The following is a 16353-nucleotide window of genomic DNA, read 5'->3' on the forward strand; positions in this document are numbered from 1 at the left end:
ACATGCGCCTCTCGGCGTCTCACGCCTCGATACGATGAGAGGCACGCCCCCGTAGCCCAACTGGCAGAGGCAGGCGACTTAAAATCGCCGCAGTGTGGGTTCGAACCCCACCGGGGGTACGACGATCCCCTCTCGGGAGGTGGGAGGATGGACGTATGGCCACCCGAACGATCACGACGCTCATCGACGACCTCGACGGTTCCGACATCCCACGCGGACTGGGGGAGACCGTCCGCTTCGGCATCGACGGCGAGAACTACGAGATCGATCTGACCGACGAGAACGCGGCTGCGCTCCGCGAGACGCTCTCCGCGTACGTCGAGGCGGCCCGGCCGATCGTCGCCGCGGCGTCGCTCCGCCGCCTGCACTGATCGCGGCCGAGGCGAACCGTCCCGGTGGCCTCGGAGGTCTGCACGTTCTCGACCATCCTGCAAGGGGCCGGGTGCGGACCGCGATGGCCAGTAGCGTGCTGAGCATGAGTACTCCGAACGAATCCGGCCTGAACGACGACGAGCAGACGACCAAGGACCGCTCCTACAGCCCCTCGAGCGAAGCCGAGACGGAAGCCAAGCAGGACGACGGACAGCCGGTCGTCCGCGACCCCGACATCGCCTCGGGCATGATCAACGTCGCCCCCGGTACGGGCGGGCCGGACGACGTCGGTGACGTGGACGTCGACCCGGGCGAGCTCCACCTCCCACGCGACCCCGACAGCGCCCACTGACCCTCCCGGCCGTCGGTGAGCACCCCCGAACGGGGGTCGCAATTTTCGCCTTCCGGGTCGCGACACGGCGGTCGACGTCACGGAAGGGGCCGACGGTCCGCTACCTTCGAGTGGGGGCGTCACCCGTGAGCCGGTCCCGGAAGCCGCAAGCTTCCAGGTCGATCGGTTGCTAGACGCCTCAAGTGAGGGCGAGGTATTCGGGTTACCTCGCCCTCACGTCTGCCCGCCGTCGGACCAGGCCGCGGGGCAGCGATGCGAGGGTAGGCTGATGCGATGCAGGAGATCACCCCAACCGAACTGAGCAAGCTCGACGACGCCGTCATCATCGACGTCCGTGAGGCCGACGAAGTCGCCGTCGCGAGCGTGGCCGGCGCGAGGCATCTGCCGATGTCGTCCTTCCTCGACCACCTCGACGAGGTCCCGCGCGAGGAGACGGTCTACGTGATGTGCCACTCCGGTGGCCGCAGCGCACGGGTCGCGGGGTACCTCGAGCAGCAGGGCTACGACGCGGTGAACGTCACCGGTGGCATCTCCGAGTGGGCTGCCAGCGGCCTGCCCGTCCAGCGCGCCGCAGACGCCGGCTGACGCTCCCTCCGCGTCCACCTGCCGAATCGCGTCCAGCGGGGCCGTCCGCGGACGCCACGGCGCCCTCAGTGCGCGTCGAGGAGCGGACGGATGTGTCGACGCCACGCCCACGCGCCGGCACCGATCGCCGCGAAGACGAGCGCACCCAGCAGGATCCCGACGAGGGTGTCGGTGGCACCGGGCATCGTCGCCGTCGGACCCAGGAGTCCGAACAGCAGGGTGAAGCCGAGGAAGGCACTCGCGAGCCACACCGGCTTGGACCAGTCGAGGACGGCGCGACCGCCCAGCGGACCCAGGGGGAGGAGCGCGATCGACGCCGACCCGATCCCGGCGATCGCGGTCAGGTTCACGGCCTCCACGGCCATCGCGCCGACGGCGCCGCTCGGCTCGCCGGCCAATGCGGACACGAACCAGGCGAGGGATCCGATCCCGGCGGCGGCGGCGATCCTCGCCAGAGCGAGGTGACCGGCGGTCCGTGTGGAGACGCCTGCCGCACGAGCCGGCGTGACGGTCCCTGAGGCCGTGTCGGCGTCATCAGACGCCTCAGCGCTCGGAGCTGGACGAAGGTCCGCCAGGAGGGCGAAGAGCAACGCGGGTTGCAGTGCGAACAGTCTCGACAGCGCGGTCACGAGGCCCACGGTCACGAGGCCACCGCTCCGGATGCTGACCCGCATCGGACCCAGTGCGGACCGCCGGGCGACGACGAGCTGGGCGAGGAGCCCTGCGACGTTGATGACGACCACGGCCAGCACGGATGCGAACCACAGGCGGAGGTAGGCCGGCTGTCCGACGACCGGGTGCGCGAACATCAGGATGCCGGCGGCGAGGACGGTGGTGACGACGGCGAGGATCGACCGGCTCGGCAGCGGCACGGACGGCGGGCGCTCGAACTCGCTGCGGGGCCGGTTGCGCCCCGTCACGGGTGCTCGACGGTGTTCGCCGACCATCGACAGCCATCCGGCGGTCGAGGTCGCGAGGAGCCGCGCCGGGACCGCGATGAGGGCCACGGCTGCGAGCGCGAGCAGGGCCGCGAGCCACCAGACGGGCTGACCACGGCCGTCGATCGTCGAGGAGAGGGTCTGGGAGAATGGCGTCGAGCCCGACCAGAGCCCGCCGCCACCACCGACCGGGGGAGCCGCACCGGGCGTCGGCTCGCCGCTCGGTGAGGGTGCCGGCTGCTGCGTCCCCGGCGGCTGGCTCCCGGGGGCTGGCGCCGGCGAGGCGCCCTCCGTCGGCAGCGGGGACGGCTGGGAGGGTGCGGGTGTGGCGGGTGCTCCGGCGGCGTCCCCGAAGGTGAGGGTGACGGCCGTGCTCGCGCCGCTCGTGTTGCCTGCCGCGTCCTGCTGGATGGCGAGGACCACGTGCGCGCCGGCCGGGACACCGGCACCCGAGCACGTCCAGGAGCCGTCGACGACGACCGCCGTGCAGACGGAGGTGGAGTCGGCGAACACGGTGACGGTCGCGCCCGCTTCGCCGGTGCCGGCGTAGGTGGAGGCGCCCAGGGGCATCGCCTGGCCGGCGACCGGCGAGGTCATCACCGGGGGAGCGGGCGCGTCCCGATCGATCGAGAGGACGACGGGGGCGGAGGCGTCGGAACGCTGTCCACCCGTGAACGACGCCTGCTGCGTGGCGGTGACGGAGAGGTCGCCGGCCGGCAGCGGCTCACCCAGCACGCAGAACCAGCTGCCCGAGCTGTCCGCCGCGAAGCTGCAGGTGGCGCCGGAGTCCGCACGCACGGTCACCGTCGCTCCCGGGTAGGCGGTACCGCGGACGCCACCGTTGCTCGGGGTCCCGTCCGTGATCGTGGGCGGGCCGAGCGCGGACACGGAGACCTGCGCGGACAGGGTCTCGGAGGCGCCGACCTCGACCGCGGTGATCGAGATGCCGCCGCCGTCCGGGAGGACGACCGAGCAGGACCAGTCGGTGCTGTCGTCCTGCGGCAGGATGCAGGCCGGTTCCATGCCGTCGCCGAGCTGGAGTTGGATGCCGGTCCCGGTGTCCTTCGTGCCCGTGACGGTGACCGACCCGCTGCCGATGAACGAACCGGCGGCCGGACTCGTGATCGTCGGACCGTCGAGTGGCGGCGGGGTCGGGGCCGCCGAGGTGTCGCTCGGGCTGGGAGCCGGAAGCGGTTCGGGCGTCGCCCAGGCGGGGGCGGCGACGGTCGTCGTCCACAGCCCCGCGAGCAGGAAACCGGTGAGGAGGATCGCGACGCGTCCGATCGAGCGATTCGATCGGACTCCTGTTCCTGCGCGCGCGTGTTCCCCGGTCACCGTCTCCATTCCCCCAAGATCGCCGCGCGAAGTCAACCTCCCTCGCCAGATCGGCCGACAATTCCCGGGCGATCCGCACCGGAGCCCGGCTCGGACAGGTGCGCCGCGACCGCTCGTCCGACATACTGGCCCGACTGGGTCGTCTGCCCCAGGCGGGCCGGTGGCGATGGAGCGGTACGACCCGGGAGCGCACCTGGAAGGGTCGCCATGGCGAGGATCCCCGCGATGCAGGAGCCACCGAGTGTCTCCGCCATGCGGACGCCCGGTCTCGAGCCCCAGGCCGAATCGCGACGACGATGAGCGGCACGGATACCGCCATGGTGGACCGACGCATCACCGGTCGCTGGGTCACCGCGTTCGCCGCCGCCTGGTTGGGCGTGTGGATGGCCCAGCTCGCACCCTTGCAGCTCCTGCTGCCGGCGCAGATCGACGCCCGGCTCGCCCCCGAGCACTGGGTGGACAGCGTCGTGGCCTTCGGCCTGGTCGCGGGGGCCGCGGGGCTCTGCTCCATCGTCGTCTACCCGCTGACCGGCGCCCTCTCCGACCGCACCAGGTCGCGGTACGGCCGGCGGCGACCGTGGATCGCCGCCGGGACGCTCTTGTTCGCCCTCGGACTCGTGCTGCTCGGTCTGCAGACCGACGTCGTCGGTATCGGCGTCTGCTGGTGCCTCGCCATCGTCGGCTTCTGCGTCCTCGGAGCGGCACTCACCGCGACCATCTCCGACCAGGTCCCCGTGGAGCGACGCGGGTTCGTCTCCGGATGGATCTCGGCACCCCAGGCCGTCGGCGTCATCCTCGGCATCGCCCTGCTGCTCCTCCTCGACACCCAGCCGTTCGTCGGCTACCTCGCGCTCGCGGTGATCCTCGTCGCGCTCGTCGTGCCCTTCCTCCGCCTGCCCGACCCGATCCCGGCGGGGGAGCGGCCCGCGCCGCTCACCCCGCGGACGCTCATGGAGAGCCTCTGGGTCTCACCGCGTCGGCATCCGGACTTCGCCTGGACGATGCTCAGCCGCGTCCTCGTCAACCTCGGCAACGCGTTCAGCACCTCCCTGCTCTTCTACTTCCTGCTGTACGGGCTCGGCGACGCCGACGCGGAGACCGACCTCCTGCTCGTCACGATCGTCTACACCGTGTTCGTCGTCGCGTCCTCGATCCTGCTCGGCCGCCTCTCCGACCGGCTCGGTCGTCGCCGGGCCTTCGTCGTCGCCGCGTCCGTGTCGCAGGCCCTCGCCGCGCTCCTGCTCGCGATCTGGCCGTCGCTGCCGATGGGCTTCGTCTCGTCCGCGTTGATCGGACTCGGCTACGGCTGCTTCATGTCGGTCGACCAGGCGCTCGCCACGCAGGTGCTCCCGGACCCCGCGTCTCACGGCAAGGACCTCGGCATCATGAACATCGCGCAGGCCGTGCCGCAGGCGGTCGCGCCGCTCATCGGCGCCGGTCTCGTCGCGTGGCTCGGCGGATTCGCCGGGCTGTACCTCGTCTCGGCGGCGTGTGCCGTCGCCGGGGCGATCGCCGTCACCCGAGTCAGAGGAGTGCGCTGATGTCCATCGAACTGACCGCGGGCGGTCGTGTGACCGACCCGACGCCGTGGCTCGACCCGAGGCGGTACTGGGGCGGCATCGAACGCGCAGTCGCCCACGTCGACTCGCCCGCCGCCATCCTGCACCTCGGGGCGCTCCGGTACAACACCCACGACCTGCTCCGGCGGGCCGCAGGCAAACCCATCCGCATCGCCAGCAAGTCGATCCGCGTGCGCGGCGTCATCGACGCCCTCCTCCGCCAGCCCGGCTACGAGGGCGTCCTCGCGTACTCCCTGGCGGAGGCGCTCTGGCTCGCGGAGACCGTCGACGACGTCGTGGTCGGGTACCCGACCGCGGAACGCGGCGCGATCGACCGGCTCGGCGCCGACGAACGGGCGGCTCGGAGGGTCACCATCATGATCGACTCGGTCGAGCACCTCGACCTCGTCGACAGCGTCGTGCCACCGGGGCGTCGCGCCGAGATCCGGGTCTGCATCGAGCTCGACGCCTCCTTCCGCACGCCGGCGCTCGGCCACATCGGCGTCCGCCGCTCACCGCTCCGCACCCCCGACGCGGTCCGGGCGCTCGCTGAGGTGGTCGACCGCCGGCCGGGCTTCCGGCTGGTGGGTGTCATGGCCTACGAGGCGCAGATCGCGGGGCAGGGCGACGACCTGGCCGGTCGGCCCGCCTGGTCGGCCGCCCTCCGCGCGATCCAACGGCGATCGTGGGCGGAGCTCCGGGAGCGGCGTGCCGCCGTCGTCGCCGAGGTGCGCGCGGTGACGGACCTCGAGTTCGTGAACGGCGGAGGGACCGGGTCGCTCGAACTGACCGCGTCCGATGACGCCGTGACGGAGATCGCCGCCGGCAGCGGTGTCTTCGGCGGCCACCTCTTCGACCACTACCGGGCCTTCACGCCGGCTCCCGCAGCTGCCTTCGGCCTGTCCGTGGTCCGCAAGCCGTCGGCCGAACTCGCGACCGTCCTCGGTGGCGGTTGGGTGGCTTCCGGGCCACCCGGGCTGGACCGGCTCCCGGCGATCGCCTGGCCCGAAGGCCTGCGGATGCTCCCGCGCGAGATGGCGGGGGAGGTCCAGACGCCGGTCTCCGGCGCGGCGGCGGCGGCTCTGCGGCTCGGCGACCGTGTCTGGTTGCGACACACCAAGTCGGGCGAGCTCAGCGAGCGCGTCGACGCGTTCCACGTGATCGGCGACGACGGGGTCGAGGCCGTCCTCCCGACGTACCGCGGTGAAGGCCGGGGGTTCATCTGATGCGCGGTCGGAGTGTGTGGACGAACTGGGCGCGCACCGAACGGGTGCGGCCGGTGCGCGTCGAATGCCCGGCGTCGATCGTCGAGGTGCAGCGTCTCGTGCGTTCCGCGGCAGGCGCCGGGCTGCCGATCAAAGCCGTCGGTGCGGGTCACAGTTTCACCGGGATCGCCGTGGCACCGGGGGTGCTGCTCGAACTCGACGCCTTGTCCGGGGTGGTGCGGGTCGACCGGGAGCGCGGCCGCGTGACCCTGCTGGCGGGGACCCGCCTCCACGACGTCCCGCGGCTGCTCGAACCCTATGGGCTCGCGATGCCCAACCTCGGCGACATCGACCGGCAGTCCATCGCCGGCGCGATCTCCACGGGGACGCACGGGACGGGGTCGGCCTTCGGCGGGATCGCCACGCAGGTCGTCGGCGTGGTGCTGGTGACCGCCGACGGCGAGCTGCTGACCGCCGACGACGAGCAGGAGACCGCGCTGCTGCCGGCGCTGGCGCTCGGTCTCGGAGCGCTCGGTATCCTGGTCGAGGTCACCCTGCAGTGCGTCCCCGCTTTCGTGCTGCATGCCGTCGAGCGACCCGAGCCGCTGGACGGGCTGCTGTCGGAGTTGCTCGCTCGGGCCGCCGCCGTCGACCACTTCGAGTTCTACTGGTTCCCGCACACCGGGACCGCCCTCACGAAGACGAACGTGCGACTCCCGGGTGATTCCGCGGTGCGCCCACTCCGGCCGCTCGAGCGGTGGGTCGACGACACCCTGCTCGCGAACGGGGTGTACCGCGTGCTCTGCAACGTCGGCACCGTGGCGCCCGCCATCGTCCCGGGGGTGAATCGACTCGCCGACCGGCTCGTCGGTGATCGGGAGTTCGTCGACCGGTCGACGGCGGTGTTCACGACCAGCAGGACGGTGCGGTTCGTCGAGATGGAGTACGCCGTCCCGCTCGAGCAGCTGCCGACCGCCTTCGCGAGGGTTCGAGCCCTCATCGAGGAACGCGGGTGGCGGATCTCGTTCCCGATCGAGGTGCGGGTCGCGGCATCCGACGAACTCTGGCTGTCCACGGCCTCGGGCCGGGCGACCGGCTATGTCGCCGTCCACCGGTTCTTCCGCGAGGATCCGGGGGAGTACTTCCGGGCCGTGGAGGCGATCATGACGGAGCTCGGGGGTCGGCCGCACTGGGGCAAGCTGCATGCTCGCGACGCCTCGTCCCTCCGGGGCGTGTACCCGCATTTCGACGACTTCCTCGCCCTTCGCGACCGTCTCGACCCGGGCCGGGTGTTCGGCAACCCGTACCTCACGCGCGTCCTCGGCGAGTGACGCCGGAGCGGGGCCCGCAGGCGCTGGCTGCATGGCGGCTGCGTGCTTCCTGCGAAGTCCCCAAGGGTTGCCGCGCCTCGCGGATAGAATAGACAGACCCGCTCTCCATCGATTCGCAAGGAGCCCATCCTCATGGAATGGCTGATCCCAGTCCTCATCGTCGTCGCCCTGGTCGTCATCGTCGGCATCTACTTCTGGGTGACGTACAACTCGCTCGTGACGCTGAACGTCCGCGTCGAGGAGGCTTGGAGCGACATCACGGTGCAGCTGAAGCGCCGCGCCGACCTCATCCCGAACCTCATCGAGGCGGTGAAGGGCTACGCCGCCCACGAGAAGGCGGTGTTCGAGAACGTGACGAAGGCCCGTGCCGAGACGTTGACCGCCCAGGGGCCGGCCGCGGTGAGCGAGGCTGAGACGCACATGCAGCAGGCGCTCAAGAGCATCTTCGCCGTCGCCGAGGCCTACCCGCAGTTGCAGGCGAGCCAGAACTTCCTGCAGCTGCAGTCGGAGATCGTCGACACCGAGGACAAGATCCAGGCCTCGCGTCGCTTCTACAACGGAGGCGTCCGGGAGCTCAACACGAAGATCAAGGTGTTCCCGAACAACCTCTTCGCCAAGGGGCTCGGCTTCTCCGAGAGCGACTTCTTCGAGGTCACCGACAACGCGGCGATCGCCGAACCGCCGCGCGTCCAGTTCTGATCGCCTGAGCGCCGTCCGGTGTACCGAGCGATCGCGCGGAACAAGCGCAACACCGTCCTGATCTTCATCGTCTTCCTGGCGATCATCGGCGGGCTCGGGTGGCTGGCCGGATACCTGTACCAGAACCTCACGATCACGATCATCGTCCTAGTCGTCGCCGTCGTGTACGCCTGTATCCAGTACTTCTTCGCCGGCCGCCAGGCGATCGCGATGACGGGCGCGCAACGCATCGAGCTCGCCGACCACCCGCGTCTGTACCGCATCGTCGAGAACCTCGCGATCACCACCGGTACACCGATGCCCGAGGTCTACCTCATCGTCGATCCGGCGCCGAACGCCTTCGCGACGGGACGCGATCCGGAGCACGCCATGGTGGCCGCGACCACCGGCCTCCTCGAGATCCTCAACGACGCTGAGCTCGAGGGCGTCATGGCGCACGAACTCGGCCACGTCCGCAACTACGACATCCGCGTCTCGATGGTCGTCTTCGGGCTCGTGGTCGCGATCGGGTTCCTCTCGGACATGCTCCTCCGGATGACGATCTGGGGCGGCGGCAACCGCAACAACAACAACGGCGGCAACCCCGTCATGCTCGTCATCGGGATCGTCGCCATGCTGGTGGCGCCATTGCTCGCGACGCTCGTCCAGTTGTCCATCTCGCGGCAGCGCGAGTACCTCGCGGATGCGACGGGCGCGCTCACCACCCGCCACCCGGAGGCCCTCGCGAGTGCGCTCGGCAAGCTGGCCGCCTACGGTCGACCCATGGCGAAGCAGAACTCGTCCATGGCGCACTTGTGGATCGCCGACCCGCTGAAGCCAGGGGCCGTGGCCCGACTCTTCAGCACGCACCCGCCGCTCGTCGAGCGCATCAAGCGACTCAGCACCATCGGCGACGGGTTCTAACGGGCAGGTCGGGTTCTCGGGGGCACCGTCTGGTTCCTGTCGGCGCGGTCTGGACCGGTCAGGGTTTCGAACCCGGACACACGAATGGGGCGACACCCGGAGGTGCCGCCCCATTCGGCGTTCAGGCGAGGACCGTTATTCGGTCTGCTCGTCGGAGTCGAACGTCACCGTGACCTTGTCATCGGCGTCGATCGTGATCTTGCCCGGGAAGTTCAGGTACGTGTCCCACACCTGCTGCCCGGTGACGGCGCTACCGTACCAGGAGGCGTCGAACGAGCCGTCGATGCGGCCGGCCGAGGTGTAGAAGTACGAACCGCTCTCATCGACCTCGACGGTCGGGGGAGAGGTGAGCGTCCACGTGACCGGACCGACGCTCGAGAACTGCTTCTGCTGCCAGTCGGGCATGACACCGCACTCGGTGTCGAGCGTGGTCGCGCCGAGGCACTTCTCGATCATGGCGACGACCTGCTTGGTCACCTCGGTCGTGAGGGCCTCCGTGGCCGTCACGTCGATGTCGACGAAGGCCGAACCTTCGCCGGCGGTGTACGAGGTCAGGGTGATGGTCTGCGCGTCGCCCTGCAGGAACTTGCTCTCCGGCGGCGCGATCGTGTACACGGCCGGGTAAGCGAAGAGGCTTGCGTCAGCCGCACCGTCGAAGTTGACGCCGTTGACGCTGAACGCGGTGCCGCCGAGACCGGTGTACACGCTGATGCTGCCGACGAGCGAGCTCGCGAGCTTCCACTGGTCGAAGAACAGGAACTGCTTGCCTTCGCTCTCGAGCGTGACCGTGTCCTCGTACTTCTTGCCGCCGAGCTCGTACGTGACCTGCACGCGAGCCTCGCCGTTGCGGTTGTAGACGCGGCCGACCTTCGGGTCCTTGATGCGCTCGTCCGCGGCCTTGAGGACCTCGTTCGTGAGCAGCGCCGTCGGCTTCACCGCGGTGGGAGCTGCAGCATCGGCGTCAGCGTCATCGTCGGGGGCTGCCGACTCGTCGGGGTCGGGGGTGGCTTCAGGTTCCTTCGTGGCTTCGGGCTCCGCCGTGGCGTCGTCCGTGCTGCCGACGATCGAGGGGTCGGGGGCCACGAGGCTGTTGGCGAGCTTGGCGTCACCCGCGGCGATGGCCTTGAGGTACTCCTCGACCTTCGCCTGCGGTCCGAAGGCCGTGGTGTTCAGGACACCGATCGTGATGGCTGCCGCTGCGATGAGGACGAGCGCTCCACCGGCGATCGACGACCACATGATGATCCGCTTCTTCTGCTTCGGATCCATCGGCTGCTTGGGCGCGCCCGTCGCGTAGGGGTTCTGCGCCGTCGCGTACTGGCCGTTCGGCTGCTGGCCTTGCTGGCCCTGCTGGTACGGGTTCTGCGCGCCGGTCTGGTGCTGGCCCTGCTGGTACGGGTTCTGGCCACCGGTCTGCTGACCGGTCTGCTGGCCGTACGGAGCCGGAGGTGCCTGGTTCGGCGTCTGCTGCTGGCCCGACTGGTAGGGGTTCTGCGGCGTCTGCTGGCCCTGCTGGTAGGGGTTCGGCGTCTGCTGCTGGCCCGACTGGTACGGGTTGTCGGACGGCTGCTGACCCTGCTGGTACGGGGACTGCTGCTGCCCCTGGTACGGCTGGTTCGGCTGCTCGTCCGGGTTCGGTCGGCCGGGTTGTGCGGGTGTGGTGTCGTCGTTGCTCATGGGCGGGTTCCCCTCGTTTCGGACCATGAAGGTGCTCATCAACTTAGCAGTCGGTGTGCATCCCCTGAGAGTGATTGCGCCCCCTGAGCATGGGGAGTAGTGCCCATGCCTACGCGGGTGGACGGGAGACGAGCGCGGTGCCGACCGCATGGGCCAGGGGAGCCGCGAGCGTCCCTCGATCGACGACGACCACTGCCTCGAGTCCCTGCCAGTGGGCCGTCTGCTCGAGCAACCCCGCGAGGCGCCCCGCGATCGCGTCGTCGGCGATGGGACGGAGCCCTCGGGCGATGTCATCCTCATGCCCACGCTCGAACCACGCGGACTGGACACGGAGGACCCCCGCCTGGCGGTCGCTCTTCAGATCGACGCGCGCGACGATCTCGCCGTCGATGAGGACCGGCAGGACGTAGTACCCGTAGACGCGCTTGGGCTCCGGCGTGTAGATCTCGATCCGGTAGTGGAGTCCGAACATCCGCAGTGCGCGTTCGCGGAACCAGACGATCGGGTCGAACGGGCTGAGGAGCGCAGCCCCCTCGACGCGTCGCGGTCGTCGGGCGTCGCGGTGGATCCAGGCCTCCTGCGGCCCGCCGCGTCGGTCCCAACCGGCGACGGAGACCGGCTCGAGGACGCCGGCGTCCACGAGCTCGTCGACCGCCAGGCGGACCGCCGTCTGCGGCTTGATCCGGAAATAGTCCGCCAGGTCGGCGAGGGTCGCGACGCCCTGCGCCGCCGCGGCCTGTTCGACGAGCGCGCGGATCGCGTCGGGCCGGGCGACGTCCACGTCGAGGAGGTGCTGCGGCAGCACCTGCTCGGCGAGCGCGTACCGGCGCTCGAACCGGTCGCGGCCGGCCGTGACCACCTCGCCGTAGAGGAACAGCACCTCCAACGCCCGCTTCACGTCGGACCATCCCCACCAGGGTCCGCGTCGGACGTTCGCGTCGTGTTCGATCTCGCTCGCCTTCAACGGCCCCTCGGCGCGCAGCAGGGCTCGCACCCAGTCCAACATCTCCGGGTTCTGGCTCGCCCAGGTGCCGTCGTCGCCCGCATGCTTCGCGCGGTTCGCCTCCATCCGCCAACGGAACAACGGCCACGACTCGCGGGGGATGAACGCCGCCTCGTGCGCCCAGTACTCCAGGTAGGGTGAGTCGGCCGCGAGGGTCAGGCGGTCGAGGAGGGCCTTGTCGTACCCGCCCAGCCGCGCGAAGAGCGGGAGGTAGTGACTGCGCTCGAAGACGTTGACGGAGTCGATCTGCAGGAGGCCGAGTCGGTCGATCGTGGAGCGGAGCGTGCGGGTCCCGGCCGGGGACGTGCGCGGTGGCCCGCCGAGGCCTTGCGCACCGAGCGCGATCCGTCGGGCGAGAGCAGGGGAGAGGGGAGCGGGCACGGCCCGACGCTAGCACCGGCCGCCGACACCCGGGCGGCCCACGACGAGGGCACAGAGCCCGTCATCCGCATGCTCGGACCGGCATGTGCCAGCCCTACACTTGAGCAATGGCGGACGACACTCCGAAGACCTGGTGGGGACGCTTCCTTCCCGAAGCGGCAACGCCCGTGCGCGAACCCGAGCTGAGCGGCTCGAGCAGTGTTCCGCGCGGCATGCGCGTGGCCGCAGCATGGTCCTGGCGGATCCTCCTGGTCGCCGCGGTCGTCGCACTGCTCGTCTTCCTCGTCGTGCAGCTCCGCCTCATCGTCATCCCGCTGCTCATCGCCGTCCTCGTCTCGGCGCTGCTGAAGCCCGTCGTCGACGTCCTGGTGCGGCATCGCTGGCCGAAGGGCCTCGCCATCGCGCTCGCGATGGTCGGCACGCTCTCCGTGGTCAGCGGACTGATCTTCCTCGCCATCTCGCAGATCACCTCGCAGTTCGCTTCCGTGCAGGCCCGCACCATGACCGCCTACGGCGACTTCAAGGCCTTCCTGCTCGCCAGTCCGTTGCACGTGACCGAGGCGCAGCTCAACGACTTCATCGCCCAGGCCTTCGACTCGCTCCAACAGGACGGCCAGGTGCTCCTCTCCGGCGCGCTGTCGATCGGTTCGACGCTCGGCCACGTCGCCACGGGCGTCTTCCTGACCCTCTTCTGCCTGCTGTTCATGCTCATCGACGGTCGGACGATCTGGCGCTGGACGGTACGCGTCTTCCCGCAGCGGGCACGTCCCGCCGTCGACAGCGCGGGCCGCGCGGGCTGGCGGACGCTCGGCAACTACGTGCGCACGCAGATCCTCGTGGCCTCGATCGACGCGGTCGGCATCGGCCTCGGCGCGTTCATCCTCGGGGTCCCCCTCGCCATCCCGGTCGCCGTGCTCGTCTTCCTGGGTTCGTTCGTGCCGATCGTCGGCGCCGTCGTCACCGGGGCCGTCGCGGTGTTCCTCGCACTCGTCTACAACGGACCGTTGATCGCCCTGCTGATGCTGGGTGTCGTCCTCCTCGTGCAGCAGCTCGAAGGGCATGTCCTCCAGCCACTGATCATGGGCACCGCGGTGAAGGTGCACCCCCTGGCCGTGGTGCTCGCGGTGGCCGGCGGCACGCTCGTCGCGGGCATCCCCGGCGCGTTGTTCGCCGTACCCGTGGTGGCCGTGATCAACGTGATGGTCCACACCATCGCCAGCGGCACCTGGCGGACCGGCGGCACCGCTCCACCGGAGCCGGACGCCGACGGCGCCATCTGGCAGACCGTCCCGAGCCCCAGGCGAATCCGTCCGGGCTCCCGCTCGTCCCACGAGCCCAAGGATCGCCCAGCCGATCAGGAGCCCCAGCACCCCAGCGACGACCTCCCAGCGACCCCGTCCCCAGAAAGTCCAGGACCCCGCACACCATGACCGATTCAACGACCACCGCACCTGTGATCCCCGGCCCGTCGCTCGCCGCGTTCGAGCGTGCCAGGGACACCCTCGTCGGCACCGTCCAACGCACCCCGATGGAGAGCTCCCGCTACCTCGCCGACGTCCTCGGCGTCCCGGTGCATCTGAAGTGCGAGAACCTCCAGCGCACCGGCTCCTACAAGATCCGTGGCGCGTACAACCGCATGTCGAGCCTGACGCCGGAGGAACGCGCTCGGGGCGTGGTCGCGGCCTCCGCCGGCAACCACGCGCAGGGAGTCGCGTTCGCCGCGCGCGAGCTCGGCATCGCCGCGACCATCTTCATGCCGGTCGGGGTCCCGCTGCCCAAGCTCGCCGCCACCCGCGACTACGGTGCCCACGTCATCCTGCGCGGTCACACGGTCGCCGAACCGCTCATCGCCGCCGCCGAGTTCGCCGCGGAGACGGGTGCGATCCTCATCCCGCCGTTCGACCACCCCGACGTCATCACGGGGCAGGGCACGCTCGGCCTCGAGATCCTCGAGGAGGTGCCCGACGTCGAGACGGTCATCGTCCCGATCGGCGGCGGCGGCCTCATCTCCGGCGTGGCCGGCGTCATGAAGCAGCGGGCGGCCCTGGACGGTCGCACCATCCGGGTGATCGGCGTGCAGGCGGCCAACGCCGCCGCGTACCCGGTGTCCCTGGAGGCGGGCACGCCGACGACCATCACCGTGCAGCCGACGATCGCCGACGGCATCGCCGTGGCCCGTCCCGGCGAGTTGAACTTCGAGATGATCAGTGCGCTCGTCGACGAGGTCGTCACCGTCTCCGAGGACGACCTGGCCCGTGCGATCGTCGTCCTCCTCGAACGCGCGAAACTCGTCGTCGAGCCGGCCGGGGCGGCCGGGGTCGCGGCGATCCTGGCCGGCAAGATCGAGCCGACCGGGACGACGGTCACGATCCTCTCGGGTGGGAACATCGACCCGCTCCTGTTGCAGCGGGTGGTGAGCCACGGGCTCGCCGCCTCTGACCGCTACCTGACCCTCCGCATCCCACTGCCCGACCGTCCCGGACAGCTCGCGCGGACGGCCGAACTCGTGGCGCAGGCGAACGCCAACGTCATCGAGGTGCTCCACACCCGGCACGGCCACGGACTCCAGATCAGCGACGTCGAGCTCGAGCTCAGCATCGAGACGCGCGGCCCCGACCACCGCGACCTGGTGGTGCAGACCCTCCGTGAGGCGGGCTACGACCCGCAGATCGTCGACGACTGAGTCGGGACGACACCACGCTCGACGACGAAGGGCCCCACCGCATCGGTGGGGCCCTTCGTCACGTCCGGGCGACCGCGGTGCGGCCGCCGGGATCAGGAACCGGTGTAGGTCTCGACGGCGCTGATCGACACGGTGATCTCCTTGCCGTTGGGCGCCTCGTAGGTGGTCGTCTCGCCGATCTTCAGTCCGAGGATGGCCGCCCCGAGCGGGCTGCCCTCGCTGTAGACATCGAGGTCGGTGTTGCCGGCGATCTCGCGGCTGCCGAGCAGGAAGCGCTCTTCGCCGCCCGCGACGACCGCGGTGATGACGGTGCCGGACTCGACGACGCCGTTCGACTCGGGGGCCTCGCTCACCTTGGCGTCGCGCAGCATCTGCGTGAGCGTGCGGATGCGCGCCTCCTGCTTGCCCTGCTCGTCCTTCGCGGCGTGGTAACCGCCGTTCTCCTTGAGGTCGCCCTCCTCGCGAGCCGCTTCGATGCGCTTGGCGATCTCCTCGCGGCCCGTGGTGCTGAGGTGCTCGAGTTCTGCCTGCAGCCGGTCGAAGGCCTGCTGGGTGAGGAACGTCTCCTGGATCTGCTCGGACACGATGGAACTCCTTTGCATGGTGGGTCGCACACGACGTCCGAAACGCCCGTCATATGCCAGACGCCCCGGCGGAATGCCGGGGCGTGAGAAGTACGTCCATCGAGTATCGCACGATCGCCGCAGGAGTGCGGCGCGGGCCGGGGTGCTCCGGGTCAGGAACCGTCCTCGACCACCCAGCACGTGTCGACGACGCCGGTGTTGCTGAGCTCCGTGGTCCGGACGAGTTCGGTGAGGTTCCGGGTACGCTGCTCCGACGGCGGCAGTTCGACGACCTTCCAGCCGACCACCGCGAACTGCTCGTTGAGCGCCTGCACCGAGCAGGCCATCGGGGTGTCCTGCGGGCCGGTCACCTCGAAGGAGACACTGACGAGGGTGTCGTCGACGATCTCGTGCGCGGTGTTGCGCGACTCGATGCTCGGGCGGCTGCCGTCGAGGCCCGCCCAGACAACCCAGGCGACGAAGACGACGGCGAACGCGGCCGCGGCGGACCAGATCAGGCGGCGGTCCCGAGCCCGATTCCGGGACGTGCGTCCGTACCGGGCCGCGATGGCGTCCGGGAGGACCGCCGACGGCGCTGCGGTGTCCTGGGAGTCGGCCGCGTGCGGGGCGGCGTTCCGAGGGGAGGGGGTCACGTCACGGGCTCCGGTTCGAACGGTTAAGCTTGACCAGGAGCGCGAGACGGCTCGAGGTCGACACCTCAAGCGTATTGCCTCTTCCTGGATGCGGCGTCCCGACCGCGTCGCCAC

Annotated in this window: 15 protein-coding genes and 1 tRNA gene; 11 read left to right on the plus strand and 5 right to left on the minus strand. The window is 70.3% G+C overall.

The window, feature by feature from the left end; all coding sequences use genetic code 11:
* Window positions 1-45: 45 nt before the first annotated feature.
* The 4 genes from QRN26_RS05275 (at window position 46) to QRN26_RS05290 (ending at window position 1309) form a co-directional block, all read left to right on the plus strand.
* Window positions 46-119, plus strand: a tRNA-Leu gene (locus tag QRN26_RS05275).
* Window positions 120-155: 36 nt separating this feature from the next.
* The gene (locus QRN26_RS05280; protein ID WP_200936392.1) at window positions 156-371 is read left to right on the plus strand and encodes a histone-like nucleoid-structuring protein Lsr2; all 216 of its coding nucleotides are present in this window, start codon (window positions 156-158) and stop codon (window positions 369-371) included.
* Between the two features lie 104 nt (window positions 372-475).
* Window positions 476-724, plus strand: coding sequence for a hypothetical protein (locus QRN26_RS05285; RefSeq protein WP_157579812.1), 249 nt, complete (start codon window positions 476-478; stop codon window positions 722-724).
* A gap of 273 nt (window positions 725-997) precedes the next feature.
* A complete protein-coding gene (locus tag QRN26_RS05290) occupies window positions 998-1309 on the plus strand; it encodes a rhodanese-like domain-containing protein (protein ID WP_056007442.1) in 312 nt (103 codons plus the stop codon).
* A 65-nt stretch (window positions 1310-1374) separates the two neighbouring features.
* On the opposite strand, the gene QRN26_RS05295 is transcribed toward QRN26_RS05290, so the two are convergent.
* A complete protein-coding gene (locus QRN26_RS05295; protein WP_285035711.1) occupies window positions 1375-3582 on the minus strand; it encodes an Ig-like domain-containing protein in 2208 nt (735 codons plus the stop codon).
* A gap of 296 nt (window positions 3583-3878) precedes the next feature.
* On the opposite strand from QRN26_RS05295, the gene QRN26_RS05300 reads away from it, so the two are divergent.
* The 5 genes from QRN26_RS05300 (at window position 3879) to QRN26_RS05320 (ending at window position 9279) form a co-directional block, all read left to right on the plus strand.
* The gene (locus QRN26_RS05300; RefSeq protein ID WP_285035713.1) at window positions 3879-5123 is read left to right on the plus strand and encodes an MFS transporter; all 1245 of its coding nucleotides are present in this window, start codon (window positions 3879-3881) and stop codon (window positions 5121-5123) included.
* Complete coding sequence (locus tag QRN26_RS05305; RefSeq protein ID WP_285035715.1) at window positions 5123-6367, plus strand: alanine racemase; 1245 nt, start codon at window positions 5123-5125, stop codon at window positions 6365-6367. Before QRN26_RS05300 ends, QRN26_RS05305 begins: the two co-directional genes overlap by 1 nt.
* Complete coding sequence (locus tag QRN26_RS05310) at window positions 6364-7677, plus strand: D-arabinono-1,4-lactone oxidase (RefSeq protein WP_502927372.1); 1314 nt, start codon at window positions 6364-6366, stop codon at window positions 7675-7677. The genes QRN26_RS05305 and QRN26_RS05310 overlap by 4 nt, the downstream gene beginning before the upstream one ends.
* Window positions 7678-7809: 132 nt before the next feature.
* The gene (locus tag QRN26_RS05315) at window positions 7810-8376 is read left to right on the plus strand and encodes a LemA family protein (RefSeq protein ID WP_056007430.1); all 567 of its coding nucleotides are present in this window, start codon (window positions 7810-7812) and stop codon (window positions 8374-8376) included.
* 18 nt (window positions 8377-8394) lie between these two features.
* On the plus strand, window positions 8395-9279 hold the full coding sequence (locus QRN26_RS05320) for a M48 family metalloprotease (RefSeq protein ID WP_056007427.1): 885 nt from the start codon (window positions 8395-8397) through the stop codon (window positions 9277-9279).
* A gap of 135 nt (window positions 9280-9414) precedes the next feature.
* Here QRN26_RS05320 and QRN26_RS05325 read toward each other — a convergent pair whose 3' ends face one another.
* Together QRN26_RS05325 and QRN26_RS05330 are read right to left on the minus strand one after the other, a co-directional pair.
* Window positions 9415-10956 (minus strand): zinc ribbon domain-containing protein, encoded by a 1542-nt coding sequence (locus QRN26_RS05325; protein WP_285035721.1) that lies wholly within the window; start codon window positions 10954-10956, stop codon window positions 9415-9417.
* Between the two features lie 109 nt (window positions 10957-11065).
* Window positions 11066-12340, minus strand: a complete 1275-nt coding sequence (locus tag QRN26_RS05330; protein WP_285035723.1) for a winged helix-turn-helix domain-containing protein — start codon at window positions 12338-12340, stop codon at window positions 11066-11068.
* A gap of 107 nt (window positions 12341-12447) precedes the next feature.
* Between QRN26_RS05330 and QRN26_RS05335 the strand changes: the two genes are divergently transcribed.
* Window positions 12448-13770 (plus strand): AI-2E family transporter, encoded by a 1323-nt coding sequence (locus tag QRN26_RS05335; RefSeq protein WP_285035725.1) that lies wholly within the window; start codon window positions 12448-12450, stop codon window positions 13768-13770.
* Window positions 13767-15023 (plus strand): threonine ammonia-lyase, encoded by a 1257-nt coding sequence (ilvA, locus tag QRN26_RS05340; protein ID WP_285035727.1) that lies wholly within the window; start codon window positions 13767-13769, stop codon window positions 15021-15023. Before QRN26_RS05335 ends, ilvA begins: the two co-directional genes overlap by 4 nt.
* A gap of 92 nt (window positions 15024-15115) precedes the next feature.
* Here the strand turns inward: ilvA and greA are convergent, their stop codons facing one another.
* Complete coding sequence (gene greA, locus QRN26_RS05345; protein WP_235522561.1) at window positions 15116-15607, minus strand: transcription elongation factor GreA; 492 nt, start codon at window positions 15605-15607, stop codon at window positions 15116-15118.
* Between the two features lie 152 nt (window positions 15608-15759).
* On the minus strand, window positions 15760-16239 hold the full coding sequence (locus QRN26_RS05350) for a DUF4307 domain-containing protein (protein WP_285035730.1): 480 nt from the start codon (window positions 16237-16239) through the stop codon (window positions 15760-15762).
* Window positions 16240-16353 lie beyond the last annotated feature (114 nt).

It is taken from the genome of Plantibacter sp. ME-Dv--P-095, assembly GCF_030209365.1.
GTDB lineage: Bacteria > Actinomycetota > Actinomycetes > Actinomycetales > Microbacteriaceae > Plantibacter.